This is a genomic window from Lelliottia wanjuensis (genome assembly GCF_030238365.1).
GTDB lineage: Bacteria > Pseudomonadota > Gammaproteobacteria > Enterobacterales > Enterobacteriaceae > Enterobacter > Enterobacter wanjuensis.
Map to the genome: position 1 here is coordinate 248,666 of NZ_JASSOT010000064.1, position 22,303 is coordinate 270,968.

The 22,303-nt window shown below is 57.0% G+C and carries 17 protein-coding genes; 4 read left to right on the forward strand and 13 right to left on the reverse strand.

The window, feature by feature from the left end; genetic code table 11:
• Window positions 1–97: 97 nt before the first annotated feature.
• From secF to queA, 5 genes are read right to left on the reverse strand one after another with little or no spacing between them, the layout of a single operon-like run.
• The gene (secF, locus tag QQF33_RS17510) at window positions 98–1,069 is read right to left on the reverse strand and encodes a protein translocase subunit SecF (protein WP_282492643.1); all 972 of its coding nucleotides are present in this window, start codon (window positions 1,067–1,069) and stop codon (window positions 98–100) included.
• Between the two features lie 10 nt (window positions 1,070–1,079).
• Window positions 1,080–2,927 carry a protein translocase subunit SecD gene (gene secD / locus QQF33_RS17515; RefSeq protein ID WP_282492644.1) on the reverse strand — a complete coding sequence of 616 codons (1,848 nt, stop codon included), beginning with the start codon at window positions 2,925–2,927 and terminating at the stop codon, window positions 1,080–1,082.
• Between the two features lie 26 nt (window positions 2,928–2,953).
• The gene (yajC, locus tag QQF33_RS17520) at window positions 2,954–3,286 is read right to left on the reverse strand and encodes a preprotein translocase subunit YajC (RefSeq protein WP_064325012.1); all 333 of its coding nucleotides are present in this window, start codon (window positions 3,284–3,286) and stop codon (window positions 2,954–2,956) included.
• Window positions 3,287–3,307: 21 nt separating this feature from the next.
• Complete coding sequence (gene tgt, locus QQF33_RS17525; protein WP_100777432.1) at window positions 3,308–4,435, reverse strand: tRNA guanosine(34) transglycosylase Tgt; 1,128 nt, start codon at window positions 4,433–4,435, stop codon at window positions 3,308–3,310.
• Between the two features lie 54 nt (window positions 4,436–4,489).
• The gene (queA, locus tag QQF33_RS17530; RefSeq protein WP_285150170.1) at window positions 4,490–5,560 is read right to left on the reverse strand and encodes a tRNA preQ1(34) S-adenosylmethionine ribosyltransferase-isomerase QueA; all 1,071 of its coding nucleotides are present in this window, start codon (window positions 5,558–5,560) and stop codon (window positions 4,490–4,492) included.
• 91 nt (window positions 5,561–5,651) lie between these two features.
• Between queA and acpH the strand changes: the two genes are divergently transcribed.
• A complete protein-coding gene (gene acpH, locus QQF33_RS17535) occupies window positions 5,652–6,233 on the forward strand; it encodes an ACP phosphodiesterase (RefSeq protein WP_285158323.1) in 582 nt (193 codons plus the stop codon).
• A 127-nt stretch (window positions 6,234–6,360) separates the two neighbouring features.
• Window positions 6,361–6,963, forward strand: a complete 603-nt coding sequence (locus tag QQF33_RS17540) for a peroxiredoxin (protein ID WP_282492647.1) — start codon at window positions 6,361–6,363, stop codon at window positions 6,961–6,963.
• A gap of 170 nt (window positions 6,964–7,133) precedes the next feature.
• Here QQF33_RS17540 and QQF33_RS17545 read toward each other — a convergent pair whose 3' ends face one another.
• The 8 genes from QQF33_RS17545 to phoB form a co-directional block, all read right to left on the reverse strand.
• On the reverse strand, window positions 7,134–9,002 hold the full coding sequence (locus QQF33_RS17545) for an amidohydrolase (RefSeq protein WP_282492648.1): 1,869 nt from the start codon (window positions 9,000–9,002) through the stop codon (window positions 7,134–7,136).
• A gap of 20 nt (window positions 9,003–9,022) precedes the next feature.
• Complete coding sequence (locus tag QQF33_RS17550; RefSeq protein ID WP_282492649.1) at window positions 9,023–9,568, reverse strand: antibiotic biosynthesis monooxygenase; 546 nt, start codon at window positions 9,566–9,568, stop codon at window positions 9,023–9,025.
• Between the two features lie 53 nt (window positions 9,569–9,621).
• Window positions 9,622–10,263 (reverse strand): hydrolase, encoded by a 642-nt coding sequence (locus QQF33_RS17555; protein ID WP_095280967.1) that lies wholly within the window; start codon window positions 10,261–10,263, stop codon window positions 9,622–9,624.
• A gap of 200 nt (window positions 10,264–10,463) precedes the next feature.
• On the reverse strand, window positions 10,464–12,281 hold the full coding sequence (gene malZ / locus QQF33_RS17560; protein WP_285158324.1) for a maltodextrin glucosidase: 1,818 nt from the start codon (window positions 12,279–12,281) through the stop codon (window positions 10,464–10,466).
• Window positions 12,282–12,467: 186 nt separating this feature from the next.
• The gene (gene proY, locus QQF33_RS17565) at window positions 12,468–13,841 is read right to left on the reverse strand and encodes a proline-specific permease ProY (RefSeq protein WP_282492651.1); all 1,374 of its coding nucleotides are present in this window, start codon (window positions 13,839–13,841) and stop codon (window positions 12,468–12,470) included.
• A gap of 78 nt (window positions 13,842–13,919) precedes the next feature.
• Window positions 13,920–15,239: a branched-chain amino acid transporter carrier protein BrnQ gene (gene brnQ, locus QQF33_RS17570; RefSeq protein WP_282492652.1), complete on the reverse strand. Its 1,320-nt coding sequence runs from the start codon at window positions 15,237–15,239 to the stop codon at window positions 13,920–13,922.
• A gap of 409 nt (window positions 15,240–15,648) precedes the next feature.
• A complete protein-coding gene (gene phoR / locus QQF33_RS17575) occupies window positions 15,649–16,944 on the reverse strand; it encodes a phosphate regulon sensor histidine kinase PhoR (protein ID WP_282492653.1) in 1,296 nt (431 codons plus the stop codon).
• Between the two features lie 21 nt (window positions 16,945–16,965).
• Window positions 16,966–17,655 carry a phosphate response regulator transcription factor PhoB gene (gene phoB / locus QQF33_RS17580; RefSeq protein WP_095280962.1) on the reverse strand — a complete coding sequence of 230 codons (690 nt, stop codon included), beginning with the start codon at window positions 17,653–17,655 and terminating at the stop codon, window positions 16,966–16,968.
• A gap of 187 nt (window positions 17,656–17,842) precedes the next feature.
• Here phoB and sbcD point away from each other — a divergent pair, with 187 nt between their 5' ends.
• Window positions 17,843–19,048, forward strand: a complete 1,206-nt coding sequence (gene sbcD, locus QQF33_RS17585) for an exonuclease subunit SbcD (protein WP_285158325.1) — start codon at window positions 17,843–17,845, stop codon at window positions 19,046–19,048.
• Window positions 19,045–22,182, forward strand: a complete 3,138-nt coding sequence (sbcC, locus tag QQF33_RS17590) for an exonuclease subunit SbcC (RefSeq protein WP_285158326.1) — start codon at window positions 19,045–19,047, stop codon at window positions 22,180–22,182. Before sbcD ends, sbcC begins: the two co-directional genes overlap by 4 nt.
• The last annotated feature ends 121 nt before the right edge of the window (window positions 22,183–22,303 follow it).

The window sequence follows — 22,303 nt, forward strand, 5'->3', positions numbered from 1 at the left end:
TTTGACGTCTACAGGGAGAGTAACCAAATTGGTGGGGGCTGTAATAAAAAAATCCCGGCCTTGCGACCGGGATTCCGTTATCAGATTGCTGTTGCCGTTACGGCAGGATGGACGGCTGATCCGCCCCTTCCTTCTCAACTTTCTGCTGGAGCAGGTGCTCACGCTTCATGCCCAGTTTCAACGCCAGCGCGGACGCGACGTAGATAGAAGACGCCGTACCGATGGAGACACCGATCAGCATGGTCAGCGAGAAGCCTTCCAGCACCGGGCCACCGAAGAGGAACAGCATCAGGATAACCATCAAGGTCGTCCCGGAAGTGATCAACGTACGGTGCAGCGTTTGGGTCAGAGAGACGTTAAAGATTTCGTACGGCGTACCGCGACGGATCTTACGGAAGTTCTCACGAATACGGTCAGATACCACGATGCTGTCGTTCAGTGAGTAACCGATCACCGACATCAGCGACGCAACGATGGTCAGGTCAATCTCAATATGGAACAGCGACAGCACGCCCATCGTAATGACCACGTCGTGCGCCAGGGCGATAACCACCCCTGCCGCCAGACGCCATTCGAAGCGGAAACCGACGTAAACCAGAATCGAGATCAGCGCAACCAGCAGCGCCATCGCCCCTGTCTGAGCCAGATCGGCCCCAACGCTTGGGCCGACGAATTCGATACGTTTAACCGTCGCGTCCTGGCTGGTGGTTTCGTTAATGACCTTAACCACCTTGCTGCCCAGCTCCTGGCTGCCATTGGCATCATGAACCGGAGGCATACGCACCATGATGTCGCGGCTGCTGCCAAAGTTCTGCAGCAGCGGCTCTTCGAAGCCCGCTTTCTGCAGCGATTCGCGCATGTGGTCCATATCGATCGGTTTTTCCAGGGAGATTTCAATCACCGTACCACCGGTGAAATCCAGACCCCAGTTAAACCCACGGACACCGATAATGGCGATCGACACAATCAGGAGGAAACCTGAAATGCCGAAGGCCCAGTAGTCCCAGCGCATAAAGTCCCAGACTTTACGGCCATGGTTCAATTGTTCAACAGTATATTCCTGTGCCACAACGCACTCCTCAGATAGACAGCTTTTTGACGCGCTTGCCGCCATACAGCAGGTTCACGATGGCACGGGTGCCGACAATAGCGGTAAACATCGACGTTGCCACACCGATACCGGTGGTGATAGCAAAGCCTTTGATGGCGCCAGTACCCACTGCATACAGGATAAGAACCTTAATCAGTGTTGTTACGTTCGCATCGAAGATCGAGCTGAAGGCGCCTTTATAACCTTCATCGATCGCCTGTTGTACGGAGCGACCGTTACTCAGTTCTTCTTTAATACGTTCGTTTATCAATACGTTGGCATCGACCGCTACCGCAAGGGTTAGGACGATACCCGCGATACCCGGCATGGTCAGCGTTGCCCCTGGCAGCAGGGACATGATCCCGATAATCAGTACCAGGTTTGCCAGCAGCGCGGAGGTCGCAATCAGGCCAAACTTCTTGTAGAAGAACAGCATGAAGATAATCGACACCGCCAGACCGGCCAGACAGGCTTCCAGACCCTGAGTGATGTTTTGCATCCCCAGTGTTGGACCAATGGTCCGTTCTTCAACAATCTGAATTGGCGCAATCAGCGCACCGGCACGCAGCAGCAGAGAGAGCTGACGCGCTTCGTTCGGGTTGTTGATACCGGTAATACGGAAGCTGTTACCCAGGCGAGACTGGATGTTGGCGATGTTAATCACCTCTTCCTCTTTCACCAGAATCGCACGACCGTTGGCATCTTTCTTACCGCTGTCTTTGTACTCCACGAACAGGGTCGCCATCGGTTTACCGATGTTATCCTTCGTGAAGTTGGACATGATGTTACCACCCGCGCTATCCAGCGAGATGTTAACCTGCGGTTGGTTGTATTCGTCCTGATTCGAGGTGGAGTCGGTGATGTGGTCACCGGTCAGAATCACGCGTTTGTACAGCACGACTGGCTGACCTTCACGGGTCTGTTTCACTTCGGAATCACCCGGAACACGACCAGACGCCGCGGCGGATTGATCGACGTTGGTGTTCACCAGACGGAATTCCAGCGTAGCCGTCGCACCCAAAATCTCTTTGGCGCGCGCGGTGTCCTGGATACCCGGCAGCTCAACCACGATACGGTCAGCACCCTGACGCTGTACCAGCGGCTCAGCAACACCCAGCTGGTTCACACGGTTACGCAGGATATTGATGTTCTGCTGAACCGCGTATTCACGCGCTTCGCTCAGACGCACGTCGGTCATGACCGCGCGCAGCTGGTTGCTACCCTGACGAGAAATCACCATGTCGCGGTGACGACCAGTGAGATAGTCCACCGCCTGATCGCGCGCCGTGGCGTCACGGAAGGTAATGCTCAGACCGTAGTTATCTTCCTTACGCACGGTGGTGTAAGGAATGCCTTTTTCACGCAGATCGCTGCGCAGGCTATCAATGTTCTGTTCCTGCAGCTTGCCGAGCGCGGTATCCATATCCACTTCCATCAGGAAGTGAACGCCGCCACGCAGATCGAGACCGAGTTTCATCGGCTCTGCATTGATGGAGGCTAACCAACGCGGGGTTGCAGGAGCAAGGTTTAACGCCACGACATATTTGTCACCCAGCACGCCCATCAGCGCTTCACGTGCGCGGAGCTGCGTGTCGGTGGTGTCGAAGCGAGCAAGAATTGCGCCCTCTTCCAGTGCCACAGACTTAGCGGTAATTTTTTCTTCTTGTAACGTTTTCTGGACCTGGATCAGCGTTTGCTCACTGGCGGCGACACCGCGCGCGCCAGTGATTTGAACGGCCGGATCCTCACCATACAGGTTGGGAAGTGCGTACAGCAGGCCGACGATTAGCACGACGACCAGCATGATGTACTTCCACAAAGGATAACGGTTTAACACGGCAGTTCCCTTTGGGAAAAGTTGGATTACAGCGCCTTCATCGTGCCTTTCGGCAGTACGGCAGCAACGAAGTCACGTTTGATAACCACTTCAGTGGTATCGTTCAGTGCGATAGAGATGTAGCCAGTTTCCGCTACTTTCGTCACACGACCCACCAGACCGCCATTGGTCAGCACTTCATCGCCTTTCGCGATGGAGTTCATCAGGTTTTTGTGTTCTTTGGTACGTTTCTGCTGTGGGCGCAGGATCATGAAGTAGAAGATCAGACCAAACACCACCAGCATCAGAATCAGAGACATCGGGCTGCCCTGCGACGGAGCGCCAGTTGCTGCTACCGCATCAGAAATAAAAAAGCTCATTCAAATTCCCTCATTATTAAATTAGTCAACGTTCAAAGGTGGAACATCACGACCCTGACGTTGGTAAAAATCAGTCACGAAGCTCTCTAATTTACCCTCTTCGATAGCCTTACGTAAACCAGCCATTAAGCGCTGATAATAACGAAGGTTATGAATAGTATTGAGACGCGCGCCTAAAATCTCATTGCAACGATCAAGATGATACAAATATGCGCGAGAATAGTGACGACAGGTATAACAATCACACTCTGCATCCAGCGTGCTGGTGTCATTTTTATGCTTCGCGTTACGGATTTTCACCACACCGTCGGTCACAAACAGGTGGCCGTTACGCGCGTTGCGGGTTGGCATGACGCAGTCGAACATATCGATGCCGCGGCGCACACCTTCAACCAGATCTTCTGGTTTACCCACGCCCATCAGGTATCGTGGTTTATCCGCAGGGATTTGCGGGCAAACATGCTCCAGAATACGGTGCATGTCTTCCTTCGGCTCACCCACAGCCAAACCGCCGACAGCGTAGCCATCAAAACCTATCTCTACCAGACCTTTAACAGAGATATCACGTAAATCTTCGTAAACGCTGCCCTGAATAATGCCGAACAGCGCATTTTTGTTTTCCAGCCCGTCAAAGCGGTCACGGCTACGTTTTGCCCAACGCAGAGACATCTCCATTGAACGCTTCGCGTAATCCCAGTCCGCAGGATATGGCGTACATTCGTCGAAGATCATCACGATGTCGGAGCCGAGATCGTACTGAATTTCCATGGATTTTTCAGGATCGAGGAAGATCGGATCGCCGTTAATCGGGTTACGGAAGTGCACGCCCTGTTCGGTGATCTTACGGATATCGCCGAGGCTGAACACCTGGAAGCCGCCGGAGTCGGTCAGAATAGGACCTTTCCACTGCATGAAATCATGCAGGTCGCCGTGCAGTTTCATCACTTCCTGGCCCGGGCGCAGCCACAGGTGGAAGGTGTTACCGAGGATAATCTGTGCGCCAGTGGCTTCGACTTCTTCCGGCGTCATCCCTTTAACGGTGCCGTAGGTGCCGACAGGCATAAAGGCTGGCGTTTCTACCACGCCGCGATCAAACACCAGGCGGCCGCGGCGAGCGCGTCCGTCGGTGGTATCGAGTTCAAATTTCATTTTTTCTCCAGCGTCAGAAAAACAGTCCGACGTGTAAACCAGGCGCTGCGGAGCTTATTCCCCAACGCGTTCCTGAATAGCCGACGGATTGTACGTGATAAACATCGCGTCCCCGTAGCTAAAAAAGCGATAATTTTGTTCTACCGCAGCCTTGTAGGCATTCATGGTGTTCTGATAACCGGCAAACGCCGAGACCAGCATAATCAAAGTCGATTCAGGCAGATGGAAGTTGGTCACCAGCGCATCAATCACTTTGTATTGATAACCTGGGTAGATGAAAATCTGCGTGTCACCGAAGAAGGGCTCGATCAGATCTTTCTTAGCCGCCTGGGCTGCGCTCTCCAGCGAACGAACGGAAGTGGTACCGACGGCAATCACGCGGCTGTTGCGCGCTTTCGCGGCCAGCACGGCGTCAACCACCTCTTGCGGCACTTCGGCGTATTCGGAGTGCATGATGTGATCTTCGATAGAATCCACGCGCACCGGCTGGAAGGTCCCCGCGCCGACGTGCAGCGTCACGAACGCCATCTCGATGCCCTTCTCGCGCAGTTTTGCCAGCAGCGGTTCGTCAAAGTGCAGACCAGCGGTCGGTGCCGCCACGGCACCCGGTTTTTCGCTGTAAACCGTCTGGTACAGTTCGCGGTCGGCGTCTTCGTCCGGGCGATCGATATAGGGCGGGAGCGGCATGTGACCGATAGCGTTCAGAATATCCAGCACCGGGCGTTCGTCGTTGAACTCCACTTCAAACAGCGCGCCGTGACGGGCGGTCATGGTGGCGTTGATGCTTTCGTCGTCGCCCAGCAGCAGCTCGGCGCCCGGCTTCGGCGCTTTGGAGGCGCGAATATGTGCCAGAATACGTTTGTCATCGAGCATGCGCTCAACCAGCACTTCAATCTTGCCGCCGCTGGCTTTACGGCCAAACAGACGCGCCGGGATCACACGGGTGTTGTTAAAGACCAGCAGATCGCCAGGGTTGAGCTTGTCGAGCAGATCGGTGAAAGTACCGTGCGTCAGCGCGCCCGTTGGCCCGTCCAGCGACAGCAAGCGGCAACCACTGCGCTCCGGCTGCGGATAGTGGGCAATCAGGGATTCAGGTAATTCAAAGGAGAAATCGGCGACGCGCATGACTTATACTCGTGACTTAAAAACAGGCGGCTTAGTCTAGTGCTCACACCTCTTTGCTGCAACAACTAGCCGTATCCGGATACCAAAACGCATGAATTTTCTCGCTCATCTGCACCTCGCCCACCTCGCCGACAGCTCACTTTCAGGCAATTTGCTGGCCGATTTCGTTCGCGGCAACCCGGCTGATGACTATTCCGCCGAGGTGGTGGACGGTATTTTTCTGCACCGTCGCATCGACGTGATGACCGATAACCTGCCGGAAGTGAAAGAAGCCAAAGCCTGGTTTCGCCCTGAAACGCGCCGCGTCGCGCCGATCACGCTGGATGTGATGTGGGATCATTTCCTGTCGCGCCACTGGGCGCTGCTGTCGCCCGAGCTGCCGCTGCCGGAGTTTGTTCGCTACGCCCACTCGCAGGTGGCGCTGATTTTGCCCGACTCGCCGCCGCGCTTTGTTAATCTGAACGACTATCTGTGGTCCGAGCGCTGGCTGGAGCGCTACAGCGAGATGGAATTTATTCAGCGCGTGCTGAACGGCATGGCGAGCCGCCGCCCGCGACTCGATGCCCTACGCGACTCCTGGCAGGATCTGGACACCCATTATGATGCGCTGGAAGCTCGCTTCTGGCAGTTCTATCCGCGTATGATGGCGCAGGCGAAAAACAAACAACTTTAATAGAAGTGTGATTGATAGGTAAAAACTGGCTGAACGATTGTCCGTGCCTCTTTGTCTAAACCCTGAACACTCTCTATACTGGCCCGCGTTGCGTTCCAAATAACCTTAGTTACTACAGGAGAATCACATGGTTCTGGTTACTCGTCCGGCTCCGGATTTTACAGCTGCAGCAGTACTCGGCAACGGTGAGATCGTTGAAAACTTCAACTTCAAACAGCACACCAACGGTAAAGCTACCGTTCTGTTCTTCTGGCCAATGGACTTCACCTTCGTTTGCCCATCAGAACTGATCGCATTCGACAAACGTTACGAAGAGTTCCAGAAACGTGGCGTTGAAGTTGTCGGTGTTTCCTTCGACTCCGAATTTGTACACAACGCATGGCGTAACACCCCTGTCGACAAAGGCGGCATCGGTGCAGTGAAATACGCAATGGTTGCGGACATCAAACGTGAAATCCAGCAGGCATACGGTATCGAACATCCGGACGCTGGCGTGGCACTGCGCGGCTCCTTCCTGATCGACGCGAACGGCATCGTGCGTCACCAGGTAGTTAACGATCTGCCACTGGGTCGTAACATCGACGAAATGCTGCGCATGGTTGACGCGCTGCAGTTCCACGAAGAGCACGGCGAAGTGTGCCCGGCTCAGTGGGAAAAAGGTAAAGAAGGCATGAACGCGTCTCCAGACGGCGTGGCTAAATACCTGACCGAAAACGTCTCCAGCCTGTAATCGGCAACGGATGATAAAAAGGCTCGCAAATGCGAGCCTTTTTTTATGGTTCAGGGATAACCGTAGGCCCGGTAAGCGCAGCGCCACCGGGCATTTTTCCGCACCAATCCCCCCCTTGCGCCGGGTGGCGGCTTCGCCTTACCCGGCCTACAAAACCGCGAATTGTCACGCTAAAACGCGAAACACGAACATCCCAACACGCCCCAAAACGCCTGGTCATCCGATACCGGAATCCCCGACTGGCGCGCGATACCGTGCTGATGCCCATGCACGCCGCAGCTGCCGATGCACTGATGCATCTGCACCACAGCCCCCACGTTTGACGCCACCGGCGGCGCAGAGCGGTAATGCCCCGGCACTTTCACTACCGGCGACCACTCCGGCAGAACCGGGATTGGCGGCGGCGACAGCGGGCTAAACTGCCCGGCGGCGTACACCACTTTTCCGTCCACCACCGTCAGCACCGACTCGATGCCTTTGATCTCCTCTTCCGCCACGCTGAAGTAATCTTTCGACAACACCACCAGATCCGCGAGCTGTCCTTCGACGATGCGCCCTTTCTTGCCCTGCTCGCTGGAGAACCACGCGCTGCCCGCCGTCCACAGCTCCAGTGCGATATCGCGCGGCAGACGGTTGCTGTCGTCATACATCGACAGCCCGCCCACAGTGCGACCGGAGACCAGCCAGTAGAGCGCGGTCCACGGGTTGTAGCTCGCCACGCGGGTGGCGTCGGTGCCCAAACCCACGGGAACCTCGAGTTCCAGCATTTTCGCCACCGGCGGCGTATGTTTCACCGCCTCTTTACCGTAACGGTCGACAAAATACTCGCCCTGGAACGCCATGCGATGCTGCACCGCAATCCCGCCACCCAACGCTTTGACGCGCTCAATATTGCGCTCAGTGATGGTTTCAGCGTGATCGAAGAACCAGTGCAGGCCGTTAAACGGAATATCGCGGTTCACTTTCTCGAACACGTCCAGCATCCGGCTGATGGACTCGTCATACGTCGCATGCAGACGGAACGGCCAGCGCTGCTCCACCAGATGGCGCACCACGCGCTCCAGCTCGTCTTCCATCCCTTCTGGCAGATCCGGACGCGGCTGGAGGAAATCTTCGAAATCTGCCGCCGAGAAGACCAGCATCTCCCCCGCCCCGTTGGCGCGGTAGAAATCCGTCCCCTGCCCCGGTTTGAGCATATCGGTCCAGCGCTCGAAATCTTCCAGCTCCTGCTTCGGACGCTGGGTGAAGAGGTTGTAGGCGATGCGGATCGTCATCTGCGATTTGGCGTGCAGCTCTTCGATGATTTCGTAATCTTCCGGGTAATTCTGGAAACCGCCGCCCGCATCAATCGCGCTGGTTAACCCTAAGCGGTTAAGCTCGCGCATAAACTGACGCGTCGAGTTCACCTGCTGCTCCAGCGGCAGCTTCGGCCCTTTCGCCAGCGTCGAATAGAGGATCATCGCGTTTGGTTTGGCGATCAGCATCCCGGTCGGGTTGCCGTTGTTATCCCGCACGATCTCCCCGCCCGGCGGATTCGGTGTCTCTTTGGTGTAGCCGACGGCTTTCAGCGCCGCACGGTTGAGCAGCGCGCGATCGTAGAGATGCAGCACAAACACCGGCGTATCCGGCGCGGCATCATTCAGTTCCTGAATGGTCGGCATCCGCCGTTCGGCAAACTGGAATTCACTCCAGCCGCCGACCACGCGCACCCACTGGGGCGTCGGGGTCCGGTCAGCCTGCTCTTTGAGCATCCGCAGGGCATCGGCCAGGGACGGTACCCCTTCCCAGCGCAGTTCTAGGTTGTAATTCAGCCCGCCGCGAATCAGATGCAGGTGCGAATCGTTGAGGCCAGGGATCACCGTACTCCCTTTCAGATCGACAATTTGCGTGCCTTCGGTGGCGTAACTCATCACCCGATCGTGATTACCGGTGGCGAGGATCTTGCCGTTGGCGATAGCCACCGCCTCGGCGAGCGGATTTTCACGATCCAGGGTATGGATCTGACCCTTAGTTAAGATCAGTGTGGCAGTTTGAGACATAACGTACTCCTTTGAGCCGGTCAGGCTTTTTTCAGCCACCCGGCGAACAGGCGGGTCACGATGGGCATCCACAGCCAGACCACCAGCGCGACCACACAAGCATCGTTAAGCAAATGCAGGAAGAGAGACCCTTTCAGGCCTGGAAGCAACGCCCCGGTGAGTTGCGGCACCACCAGCGTGCTGGGGAAGATCACCATCAGCGTGACCAGAAACTGTTTCCACTGTTTCGGTTTACGCACGTGCGTTTCCGGCGGCGTAAACCAGAACGCGGCCTCGGTGCGCACTTCCGTTTTATCCCCTTCGGCCAGCAGCGGTTCAATCTCTTTCACCAGCACCGAACGGGTGTCGGACTGGGTCCAGGCGTATAAATGCTCGATGGTGTCGAAGCGAATAATGACTGTCCACAGATTCTGTCCTTCTGTCGGGCGAATGACGTTCGCGCCGAGATGTCCGGGGAATTCCGCGGCAACGGGCATGATTTTGCCGAGCCACTGTTCGTATCGCGCCGCCTGTCCTGCCAGCAAGGTATGGGTGATCACCAGCGTCACATGTGAGTTTTGCGCCATGAGGATGTCCAGGTCTGATGAAAATGGCGGGTCAAATCGACCCGCCGGGAGGGTTAGGCTTTACGCTCAGGCGCGCCGTGAACCAGGGTGTAGGCATAATCAACGCCCATACCGTAAGCGCCGCTGTGCTCGCGCACCAGATCCATCACCGCATCGTAGGTCTCTTTGCGAGACCAGTCGCGCTGGTACTCAAGCAGCACCTGCTGCCAGGTCACCGGAACCGCACCGGCCTGCACCATGCGGTCGATGGAGCGCTCATGGGCATCCACGGAGGTCCCGCCGGAGGTGTCGGTCACCACATACACTTCGAAGCCTTCATCCAGCGCCATCAGCGCCGGGAAGGTCAGGCACACTTCGGTCCACAGGGCCGAGATGATGAGTTTTTTGCGGCCCGTTGCTTTGACTGCCGCAACAAACGCATCATCTTCCCAGGAGTTCATCGAGGTACGCTCAATTGGTTTCACATCCGGGTGAACCGCCAGTAATTCCGGCCAGATATAACCGCTAAAACTTTTTGTTTCGACCGAGGTATAGATAACCGGCACATCAAATATTTTGCCCGCTTTCGCCAGAGCAACCGTATTATTCTTAAGGAGTTGGCGGTCAATATTCGCCACACCAAACGACATTTGCGGCTGGTGATCGATAAAAATAAGCGTCGAGTTTGATGGGTCAATCAGTTCGCGGATAGACATAAATGTACCTTTTAATCAATATGTTAAAAGAAAACTAAATGTGTGCTATATGAGGTCGGGCCCTGACTGATAAAGCAAATTGAGTATAGCGAGTATTGATTGACGGGATATTAAAGATATTTGTCCGCTCTGTTTAATTAAACAGAACAACATGGGGGAATATTCTGCAACGAGCGCGTTATGCCCGTTGCAGAAAAGCGTTAATTACCGAACCAGATAGAGGCGGAAATCGCAGGCAGCGACAGCACGCCTTCTTCTATATCGCCTTTCCCCTCTTTCAGTTGCCAGGTCTGGAGGTTAAGCAGCGGTGAATCGTCCAGCACCACTTCGCAGGCCTCACCGCGGTTAATCGCCACCAGCACGCGCTGCTGGTTAAACACACGGGCGAAGACCACCACGTTGTCGTGGGCGTACACCACCTGACAGCCGCCGTAGCGCAGGGCCTGACTGTGCTTGCGCAGCTTCGCCAGCCGCTGATAGAGCGCCAGCAGATTTTTGTCCTGCCTGTCGCTCTCCCAAGGGAAGGTCTTGCGGCAGAACGGATCGTTGTTGCCGTCCAGCCCCACTTCATCGCCGTAGTAAATGCACGGCACGCCCGGCCAGGTAAAGAGCCAGGTAACGGCCAGCGGCAGGCGCGCCACGTCTTTGCCCAACAGGGATTTAAAGCGCGCGGTATCGTGGCTGTCGAGCTGGTTAAACATCCGCAGCTGCTGCTGATGCGACAGGCTGGCGCGGTAGTTGTCCATCCACGCCATGCAGGTTTCGGCGTCAATGTGCTGCGGATCGTAAGAGATATCGGTATTGGCGAGGAAGCCCCAGATCGGGAAGGTAAAGCCGCGATAGTTCATCGAGGCATCTTCCGCATCGGCCTGCAGCCACTGGCGCGCATCGCCAAAATGCTCGCCGAAGACAAAAGCGTCGGGATTTGCCGCCTTCGCGGCATGAGTAATGCCAGTCACGTGCTGAAGATTATTCCGCGCACCGCCCGCTTCGCCAAGCATATGCACCACGTCAAGCCGCCAGCCGTCCATGTTCCACGGCGCTTTGAGCCAGTGGCGCACGATGCTGTCTTCCCCGCCGTAGATCTCCTCCACCAGCGTCGGCGACTGAAAGTCGAGTTTCGGCAGACTGGGATAACCCAGCCAGTCGAGCGCCCGGCCCTCTTCGTTAAAGCTGTACCAGTCGCGCTGGGCGGATTCCGGATTGTGACAGGCGCCGCCGGTGGCGCGATTGTGCCGGTCAAACCACGCGTGGGAGTCCCCGCTGTGGTTAAACACGCCGTCGAGGATCAGGCGCATCCCCTCGCGACGGGTGTTTTCCCGCAGACGCAGCAGGGCCGCGTCGCCACCAAACTGCTCGTCGACGTGGCGATAATCTTCGGTGTCGTATTTGTGCACACTCGGAGCTTTGAATACCGGATTGAGGTACAGCGCCGTGACGCCCAGCTTTTTCAGGTACGGCAGTTTTTCGCTGATCCCATCCAGATCGCCGCCGTAAAACGTTGAACCGCCCGCCTGCGCCGTCAGCGGTTCGTCCCAGGTTTTACGGATAATGTCGTGGCCCGCCGCGTGGTGGTAATAGACCTGATCCTGATCGACCGTGCGCTGCTGGCTTCGGGCAAAGCGATCGGGGAAGATCTGGTAGAAGACCTGATCGTTGACCCACTGCGGGCCGTGGTCCGGGTAATCGACGGCAAACTGCTCCAGCCGCGCGGGTGGAAAACGGCTAAAGCCCTGCGGCGTGAACCACAGCTGGCGGTTATTCCACAGCAGCTTAAAGCTGTACCGACGGCGCGCCTGGCCCTGAGAGAGATCGATATTCGCCCGCCAGGCGGTGACGCCCGGCTGCGGCTGCGCGCGCTGCTTGTGCATCTTCAGCGTCGTCTCTTCGTTATCCACTTCGGCGCGCAGCGTCACGCGCTCCGGCTGATTTTCTCCCGTCAGCCACAGCGTAATGACTAAATTGTCTTTGTTTTGCTTAACAAATGGGGCAACCGGAAGGTGCCAGGCGTTCAACATCACGTATCCCCTTTGATGAAATTGAGGCCACCTTGCCACAGCGTAGTGGAGGATAACTCATCATGAAAAGGTTTATTGGGGGGGGAGGTGGAGGGAGGAGGCATTTTGCCCGGCGGCGCTTCGCTTGCACGGGCCTACAAAATCGTAGGCCCGGTAAGGCAACGCCGCCACCGGGCAAGGGTCACATCATTGCGCTTCGGCTAACTGACGCTCGCGGCGGCGTTTAAACGCCCAGCCCACCAGCAGCAGGGCAATCCACGCGAAGCCCACGTACAGGGAGATACGCGTGTCCGGATGGTAGCCAATCAGGCCGATAATAAAGACCAGGAAGATCAGGCCGACGACCGTGGTCGGAACACCGCCAGGCACTTTAAACTTCAGCGCTTTCACCTCTTCCGGCGGCAGACGACGACGGAACGCAATCTGCGATACCAGGATCATGATCCACACCCAGACCGTCGCAAAGGTCGCGAGCGACGCAATCACCAGGAAGACGTTTTCCGGCATGATGTAGTTCAGATAGACCGAGAGCAGCAGCGCGACAGTCATCACCATCACCGTCACCCAAGGCGTGCCGCGACGCGAGGTTTTGGCGAACACTTTCGGCGCGTTACCCTGCTCCACCATGCCGTGCAGCATACGACCTACGCCAAACACATCGCTGTTGATGGCGGAGAACGAGGCGGTCAGCACCACAAAGTTGAGGATACTGGCGGCAAACGCGATGCCCAGATGCTGGAAGGTCAGCACGAACGGGCTGCCGTTGGTCCCCACCTGGTTCCACGGGTAGATGGACATAATCACGAACAGGGTGCCCACATAGAACACCAGGATACGCATCGGCACGGAGTTGATGGCGCGCGGAATAGACTTCTCCGGGTCTTTGGCTTCACCCGCGGTGATACCGATGATTTCGATACCGCCGTAGGCGAACATCACCATCTGCAGCGACATCACCATCCCAAGCCAGCCGTTGCTGAAGAACCCGCCGTTGCTCCACAGGTTATGGATCCCGGTCGGTTGCCCGCCGTTGCCAATCCCCCAGATGATGATGCCAAAACCCGCCACAATCATGATGATGATGGTCGCGACTTTGAAGAAGGAGAACCAGAACTCCAGCTCACCGAACACTTTCACGCTCATCAGGTTGACGGCGCAGATGATCAGCACCACGCTCAGCACCCATATCCAGTGCGGCACCAGCGGGAACCAGACGCCCATGTAGATGCCGAACGCCGTCACGTCGGCAATCGCCACGATCAGGATTTCAAAGCAGTAGGTCCAGCCGGTGATGTAGCCCGCCAGCGGGCCGAGGTTTTCCTGGGCGTAGCGTGAGAAAGAACTCGCGGATGGATTGTGTACCGACATCTCGCCCAGCGCGCGCATGATGATATAGGCCGCGACGCCGCCGATGATGTACGCCAGCAGGACGCTGGGTCCGGCCATTTTAATGGCATCTGCCGAGCCATAAAAAAGGCCTGTCCCGATTGCCGAGCCAAGCGCCATAAAGCGGATGTGGCGGGTGCTTAGCCCACGTTTTAGTTTGTTCGTGCTTTCCATTTAAATCTTGCCATTCAACTCGAAAAAAACAAAAAACCACGGGGCCATAAGCCCCGTGGTTACACAATTTGTCGTTGATTAATGCGCGCTGGAAGTGACCTGACGCCCTGCTGCTCGGTCCCAGATAATCGCCAGAACCATCGCAACAACGGTCGGCATTAACCAGGCCAGGCCTTGCTCTGACAGCGGCAGACGCTGTGTCCAGTCAGGCAGGATCCCACTGAAGGCGGATGCTTTAATCCCGTCAAGGATACCAAAAAGCAGGCTGATAAACATCGTTGGGGCAATAATTCGCGAGGAATTGTTCCACCACGGACGGGTAAAGCTCAGCACCACCAGCACGATGCACGGCGGATAGATCGCAGTCAGCACCGGAATGGAGACCTGAATCAGGTGGCTCAGACCGAGGTTAGAAACCGCCATCGAGAAGCCGCCGAGGATGAACACCAGCGTGCGATAGGAGAGCGGAACGTACTGAGCGAAGAACTCGGCACAGGCGCAGGTCAGGCCAACCGCGGTCACCAGACAGGCCAGGAAAATCAGTACCGCCAGCAGGAAGCTACCCGCACCGCCGAAGGTGTGCTGCACGTAAGCATGCAGAATGGCTGCACCGTTAGCATTTTGATCGACCAGGGTCGCGCTATCAGAACCCAGGCGGAACAGCGCCAGATACAGCAGCGTCAGACCGACACCGGCCATCAGGCCAGCCCAGATGGTGTAGCGGGTCAGAAGACGCGCTTCGGTCACCCCGCGAGAACGCGCGGCGTTGACGATAACGATACCAAAGACCATCGCGCCCATGGTGTCCATGGTCAGATAGCCGTTCACAAATCCGTTGGAGAAGGCCGCCGTTTTGTAGGCGTCCAGCGATTCGCTGATAGGACCGGCAGGCCACATAACTGCCGCCACGGCCAGCACGATCAGCGCCAGAATTTTCATTGGTGCCAGGAAGTTACCCACGGTATCCAGCAGTTTGCCCGGATAGAGGGAGACCAGAATCACCAGTGCGAAGTAGACCAGGCTGTAGATCAGCAGCGGCAGCGCGCCGTCGCCGGTGAGCGGTGCAATCCCGACTTCAAAGGAGACCGTTGCGGTACGTGGAGTCGCGAACAGCGGACCGACCGCCAGATAGCAGACCGTCGCCAGCAGAATACCCGCTACTTTACCGATCGGGGTGCTGAGGCTATCCACACCGCCGCCGACTTTCGCCAGCGCGACCACGGTCAGCACCGGCAGGCCCACGGCGGTAATCAGGAAGCCAATAGCCGCCGTCCAGACGTGTTCACCCGCCTGCAGGCCAACCATAGGAGGAAAAATGATGTTACCTGCGCCGACGAACAGCGCAAAAGTCATAAAGCCCAGCGCGATGATGTCACGCGATTTTAAATGATGGGTCATAGAACCTTACTGCCTGTGGATGTGGTGTTGAAAACGTTGAGATTTTCGCCATCCCAAATGGGACGATACAGCGGAAAATTTACTCAATTTCAGCGGGATATGCTCCCGTCATGCCGTGGCGAAGAATAGTTTTTCGATTTACCACGCAAATACAGTTGGTATGACACTGTATGGGGCGCAATTTAAACGCTTATAACGTTTAAAGGCAAGGAGCGATCTGAAAACCAGAACAATATGCCAGCATGAAAATTGAGACCAGAACAATCCTCTAAGGTTAAGAAAAACTCATGGCTAATCATGCGAACAAAAAAGCAACAACCGTATAAAATTCATTCGCGTTTCGCTTGACTGCAAAGCAAACAGGCCAGCAATCGCTGGCCTGTGGAAAGGAAGGCTGACACGCGCCCTGTCAGGCGCTTTTTTTGGCAATCAAACGTTCCGGGATGACAAAACTGAATCGTGTGCCTTTCCCCGGCGTGCTCTGAATATCGAGGCGGCTGTCGTGATGATTCACAGCGTGCTTCACAATCGCCAGCCCCAGGCCGCTTCCGCCTGTCTGCCGCGAGCGCGCTTTGTCCACGCGATAGAAACGCTCGGTCAGACGCGGAATATGCTCCGGCCCAATCCCCGGCCCGTTGTCCTCCACGCTGAACTCCGCGCCCGTCGGGACGTGCTGCCAGCGCACGGTAATGTGCGTCCCCTCAGGCGTATGATTCACCGCGTTGTAGACCAGGTTCGAAATCGCACTGCGCAGCTCGTCTTCGCTGCCCAGCACCTTCAGAGTGCTGTCCAGCTCGAAGGTGAACTGATGTTTTTTGTGGCTCAGGGTCTGCGCTTCGCGCTCTACCACCCGCAGCATCATCGGCACGTCGATGGTTTCGTTCAGCGCCAGTGTCGGCGCGGCTTCGATTTTCGACAGCGTCAGCAGCTGTTTCACCAGTCCCTCCATGCGATGCGTTTGCTCGCGCATGGTGTGCAGCGCTTTCTCGCGCGGCGCACCCTCGAGCGTCTGCTCCTGCATCATCTCCAGGTAGCCCTGCAGCACCGTCAGCGGCGTGCGCAGCTCATGGCTGACGTTGGCGAAGAAGTTCCGCCGCGCCCCTTCAAGCTGGTGCATCTGAGTCACATCGCGCGCCACCATCAGCCACTGCTGATCGCTGTACGGCATCACGCGGATCTCAAGATGACGACCATTGTTCAGCACCAGATTGTGCGGGCGCGTAAAGTCGCGTTTTTTCAGGTAGTGGGTGAATTCGGGGTAACGCAGGAGGTTCAGAATATTTTGACCGTTATCGTCCGGCCAACGCAGCCCGAGCAGCTGTTGCGCCAGGCCGTTACACCAGAAAATGGTCCCTTCTTCGGTGGTCAGAATGACGGCATCCGGCAGCGACTCCGCCCCGCTGCGAAAGCGTTTGATCAGGCTTCCCAGCTCGCGACGACGCTTTTTATTACGCATTTGCATCTGATGTAAGCCGTACAACAGCGGCTCCCAGCTGCCGCTACCCGGCGGCGGCGTCATGCTGCGGTCGACCCACAGCCACCAGGAAAGACGCAGTAAATTCCAGAAATGCCAGACCAGTAGCCCGGTCACTGCCGCCAGTAAAAACCACGGCAGATGACCAAAAATCGCCCCCAAAATGGCGGCGGGAATACAACATAAGATCAGTTCAAAAACGAGCCTTTTCCATGACAGACGTTCCAGCACGCGTCACACTCCTGTCATTGTTCAGAAACGGGTCGAAAAACGATAACCCGTACCGCGGACCGTCTGCACCATACGATCGTGGCCGCTGTGTTCCAGCGCTTTACGCAAGCGGCGAATATGTACATCTACCGTTCTGTCTTCGACATAGACGTTAGTCCCCCAGACGTTATTCAGCAACTGTTCGCGGCTGTAAACACGTTCCGGGTGGGTCATAAAGAAGTGCAAAAGTTTGAATTCTGTCGGGCCCATATCCAGCGGGTTTTCGCCGGTCATCACCCGATGTGAGGTCGGATCGAGGCTTAACCCCTGCATTTCGATCACCTCTTCCACCGCCATCGGTGAAATACGGCGCATCACGGCTTTGATACGCGCCACCAGCTCTTTCGGCGAGAACGGCTTGGTGATGTAATCATCCGCGCCGGTCTCCAGACCGCGCACGCGATCCTCTTCTTCACCGCGCGCCGTCAGCATGACCACCGGGATATCGCGGGTCATCGCTTCGCGTTTAATGTGCTTGATAAATTGCAGGCCAGAACCGCCGGGCAACATCCAGTCAAGCAGAATCAAATCGGGCCAGGGTTCGTTCAGTTGATTCACCGCGCTGTCATAATCTTCCGCCTCAACCGGCTGGAAGCCATTTTGTTCGAGCACGAAGCACACCATTTCGCGAATCGGAGCTTCATCTTCTACGACCAGAATACGTCTCGCCATACTTTGCCCTGTCTTATTAATGTATTAGTTTGGAATGCGGCGCCATTATGCGTCAGATTTATGACAGATTTATGAAAAACATTACCACCATGAATGGCAAACTGTTGTTTTATTACAGCGGTTATTTTCTCGTCCCTGAAAGCTTATAATCCCCTCCACTCTTTTTTGCCACGGATACGGATCTGCTATGCGCATACTTCACACCTCGGACTGGCATCTGGGTCAAAATTTTTACAGTAAAAGTCGCGCCGCCGAACATGAGGCCTTCCTGAACTGGCTGCTGGAGACCGCGCAGGAGCAGGAGGTGGACGCCATCATCGTCGCCGGGGACATTTTTGATACCGGATCGCCGCCAAGCTATGCGCGAGAACTCTACAACCGCTTCGTGGTGAATCTGCAGCAGACGGGCTGTCATCTGGTGATTGTCGCGGGCAACCACGACTCCGTCGCCACGCTCAACGAATCCCGGGACATTCTCGCGTTTCTGAATACCACTGTAGTGGCAAACGCCGGGCATGCCCCACAAATCCTGAAAAAACGCGACGGGACGCCGGGCGCGGTGCTCTGCCCGATCCCCTTCCTGCGCCCACGCGATATCGTTCAAAGCCAGGCCGGGCTTTCCGGCGGCGAAAAGCAGCAGCATCTGTTACAGGCGATCACCGATTATTATCAGCAGCAATATGCGGACGCCTGCGCGCTGCGCGGTGACGCGGCGCTGCCGGTCATCGCCACCGGACATTTGACCACCGTCGGGGCCAGCAAAAGTGACGCGGTGCGCGAGATTTACATCGGCACGCTCGACGCCTTCCCGGCGCAAAATTTCCCGCCTGCCGACTATATTGCCCTCGGGCATATTCACCGCGCACAGGTCATCGGCGGGTGCGAGCATATTCGCTACTGCGGCTCGCCGATCTCCCTCAGCTTTGATGAGACCGGTAAAGGCAAAAGCGTTCATCTGGTGAGTTTTAACGACGGCAAACTGAGCGCCGTCGAGACGCTCACGGTTCCGGTGACACAGCCGCTGGCGATGCTCAAGGGCGATCTCGCCGCTATTGCCGCGCAGCTTGAACAGTGGCGCGACGTGGAACAATCCCCCCCCGTGTGGCTGGATATCGAAATCAGCACCGATGAATACCTGCACGATATGCAGCGCAAAATCCAGACCCTGACAGAAGAGCTACCGGTTGAAGTCTTGCTGGTACGCCGCAGCCGCGAACAGCGCGAGAAAATTCTCTTAAGTGCGCAACGCGAAACCCTCAGCGAGTTAAAAGTCGAAGAGGTGTTTGAACGCCGCCTGGCGCAGGAGGAGATCGACGATGCGCAGCGCGCCCGACTTAACGAGCTATTCACCCATACCCTGCACGCGCTGCATGACGAGGAACACAACGCATGAAAATTCTCAGCCTGCGTCTGAAAAACCTCAACTCCCTGAAGGGCGAATGGAAAATCGACTTCACCGCCGAGCCGTTTGCCAGCAACGGATTGTTCGCCATCACCGGTGCAACCGGGGCAGGCAAAACCACCCTGCTCGACGCCATCTGCCTCGCGCTGTATCACGAGACGCCGCGCCTGAACACGGTGTCGCAGTCGCAAAACGATCTGATGACCCGCGACACGGCAGAGTGCCTGGCCGAGGTAGAATTTGAGGTTAAAGGCGTGGCCTATCGCGCATTCTGGAGCCAGAACCGCGCCCGCAACCAGCCGGACGGGAACTTACAGGCACCGCGCGTGGAGCTGGCCCAGTGCGAAGACGGCAAAATTCTCGCCGATAAGGTGAAAGATAAACTCGATCTCACCGCCTCGCTGACCGGGCTGGATTATGGCCGTTTTACCCGCTCAATGCTCCTTTCCCAGGGCCAGTTTGCGGCCTTTTTGAACGCCAAACCGAAAGAGCGCGCTGAGCTGCTGGAAGAACTGACCGGCACGGAAATCTACGGCCAAATCTCCGCCATGGTGTTTGAGAAGCACAAAACGGCGCGAACTGAACTGGAGATGCGTGAAGCCCAGGCCGCAGGCGTGGTACTCCTGAGCGAAGAGCAGCAACAGCAGCTGCAACAAGGTTTGCAAGCACTGACTGACGAAGAGAAAACGCTGCTGAACGAGCAGCAACAACGTCAGGCACAGCATCAATGGCTGACGCGCCGCGATGAACTCTTACGCGAACAGCAGCGTGCCCATTCCGCGCATCAGCAGGCCATCCTGGCGCAAACCGACGCCCAGCCTGAGCTGGCAAAACTGCAGCAGGCCCAGCCTGCGCTAACTCTGCGACCGCTCTGGGACCGACAGCAGGAGCAGGCCGCCACGCTCACCCGCACCCGGCAGCAGATTACTGAAGTAAACACTCGCTTACTGTCGCGCAAGGCCCAGCGGGCGCGGATCCGCAACGGCGCAATGCGGGATGACGCGCAGCTCCAGTCCCGACACAAAGAGGTCGCCCTCTGGCTGGAGGAACATCGTCGCTTCGAACAGTGGAGCCAGCACATCGGCGGCTGGCGGGCGCTGTTTGCTCAGCAGCAGCGGGACAAATCACAATCCGCAACCCTGAGTCAGCGCCTTGCCGAGTTCCAGCAAAAACTGGCCGCGCTGCCGCCTAGCTCCCTGACGTTATCTGCGGATGAGACGGCGCAGGCGCTCGAGCAGCAGGTGCAATATCGCCCGGCGCGTCAACGTCTGGCGACGCTACAGGCCCGCTATCAGCCTCTGCAAAAACGGCTGAAACAGACACGTGACGCGCAGGAAAAAGATCAGGCCACCCAGACGGGGCTTGAGCAAACCCTGGCCGCTCGCCGTCAGCAGTACAAAGAGAAAAACCAGCACTACCTGGATCTGAAAACCCTGTGCGAGCAGGAAGCATTAATCAAGGGTCTGGAAGCGCATCGCGCCAGCCTGGAAGCGGGAAAACCCTGCCCGCTGTGCGGCGCCACGGAACACCCTGCCGTGGCGCAATATCAGGCCCTGGAGCTCAGCGCCAACCAGCGTCGCCGCGACGAACTGCATGCCGAAGTGAAGCGTCTCGAAGAAGAGGGACAGCTGGTGCGCGGGCAGTTGAATGCCCTGGTCGCCCAGCGTGAGCGCGACGCCGCAGAAACCCTGACACTCACCCAGGAGGAGCAAGCGCTCACTCAAGAGTGGCAGACGGTATGCGCCTCCCTGAACGTCAGCCTGACGATTCAGGACGATATCGCCGCCTGGCTGGATGAGCAGGAGCAGTACGAGCGCCAGCTGTATCAGCTCAGCCAGCGCCAGGTGCTGCAAAATCAGCTCAACGAGCTGGAACAGCAGGTTCAACAGCTTGGGCAGCAGATCGAGGCGCAGCGCCAGTCGTTGCTGAGCACGTTAACCCCGCTCGGACTAAACACACCAGAAGACGGCGAGGAAAACGCGTGGCTGATGCAGCGCGAAAGCGAAGCTCACGACTGGCAGGAAAAACAGAAACAATTATCCGCACTTCAGGAACGTATCAACGCGCTGAAACCGCTGCTTGAAACCCTTCCGCCATCGGAAGAGGAAACCGCAGACGAGCCGGTACCGGACAACTGGCGTGAGATCCACAGCGACTGTATCTCCCTGCAAAGCCAGCTCACCACCCTGCAACAGCAGGAGCAGAGCGACCGCGAACGGCTGGCCCAACTGCAAACACAATTTGCTGCCGCGCTTCAGGAGAGCAGTTTTGCCAGTGAAGAAGCGTTCCTCGCAGCGCTGCTCGATGGCGACACCGTGCGCAAGCTGGAGCAGCTCCGGCACACGCTGGAACAGCAGCTCCAGCAATCTTCCGCGCTGGCCGCACAGGCGGATCAGCAGTTCCTGGAACACCATGGACGGCAACCGGAAGCACTTCCGGAGGATCTGGATGTGCAAACGTTGCAGGAACAATTACAGCGACTGGCGCTTCAACTGCGCGAAAACACCACACGTCAGGGTGAGATCCGTCAGCAGCTCAAGCAGGACAGCGACAATCGTCTTCATCAGCAGGGTTTGATGCAGCAGATCGAAGACGCCGCGCGTCTGGCGGACGACTGGGGATATCTGAACTCGCTCATTGGCTCCAGCACCGGCGATCGCTTCCGCAAATTTGCCCAGGGGCTGACCCTCGACAATCTGGTATGGCTGGCGAACCAGCAGCTGAACCGTCTGCACGGGCGCTATCTGCTGCAACGCAAAGCCAGCGACGCGCTGGAGCTGGAAGTGGTCGATACCTGGCAGGCCGATGCGGTGCGCGATACGCGTACGCTTTCCGGGGGCGAGAGCTTCCTGGTGAGTCTGGCCCTGGCGCTGGCGCTCTCTGACCTCGTCAGCCATAAAACACGGATTGATTCTCTGTTCCTTGATGAAGGGTTTGGCACCCTGGACAGCGAGACGCTGGATACGGCGCTCGACGCGCTGGATGCCCTGAACGCGACGGGCAAAACCATCGGCGTGATCAGCCACGTTGAGGCGATGAAAGAGCGCATTCCGGTGCAGATTAAAGTGAAGAAAATTAACGGGCTGGGGTATAGCAAGTTGGATCGGGAGTTTGCGGTGGAGTAGGTGCGGTCTGGGCCCCTCACCCTAACCCTCTCCCTAAAAGGGAGAGGGGACCGTTCGTGCCGATATTAACTTGTTTTGTAGGCCGGGTAAGGCGAAGCCGCCACCCGGCAGCAAACGCGCT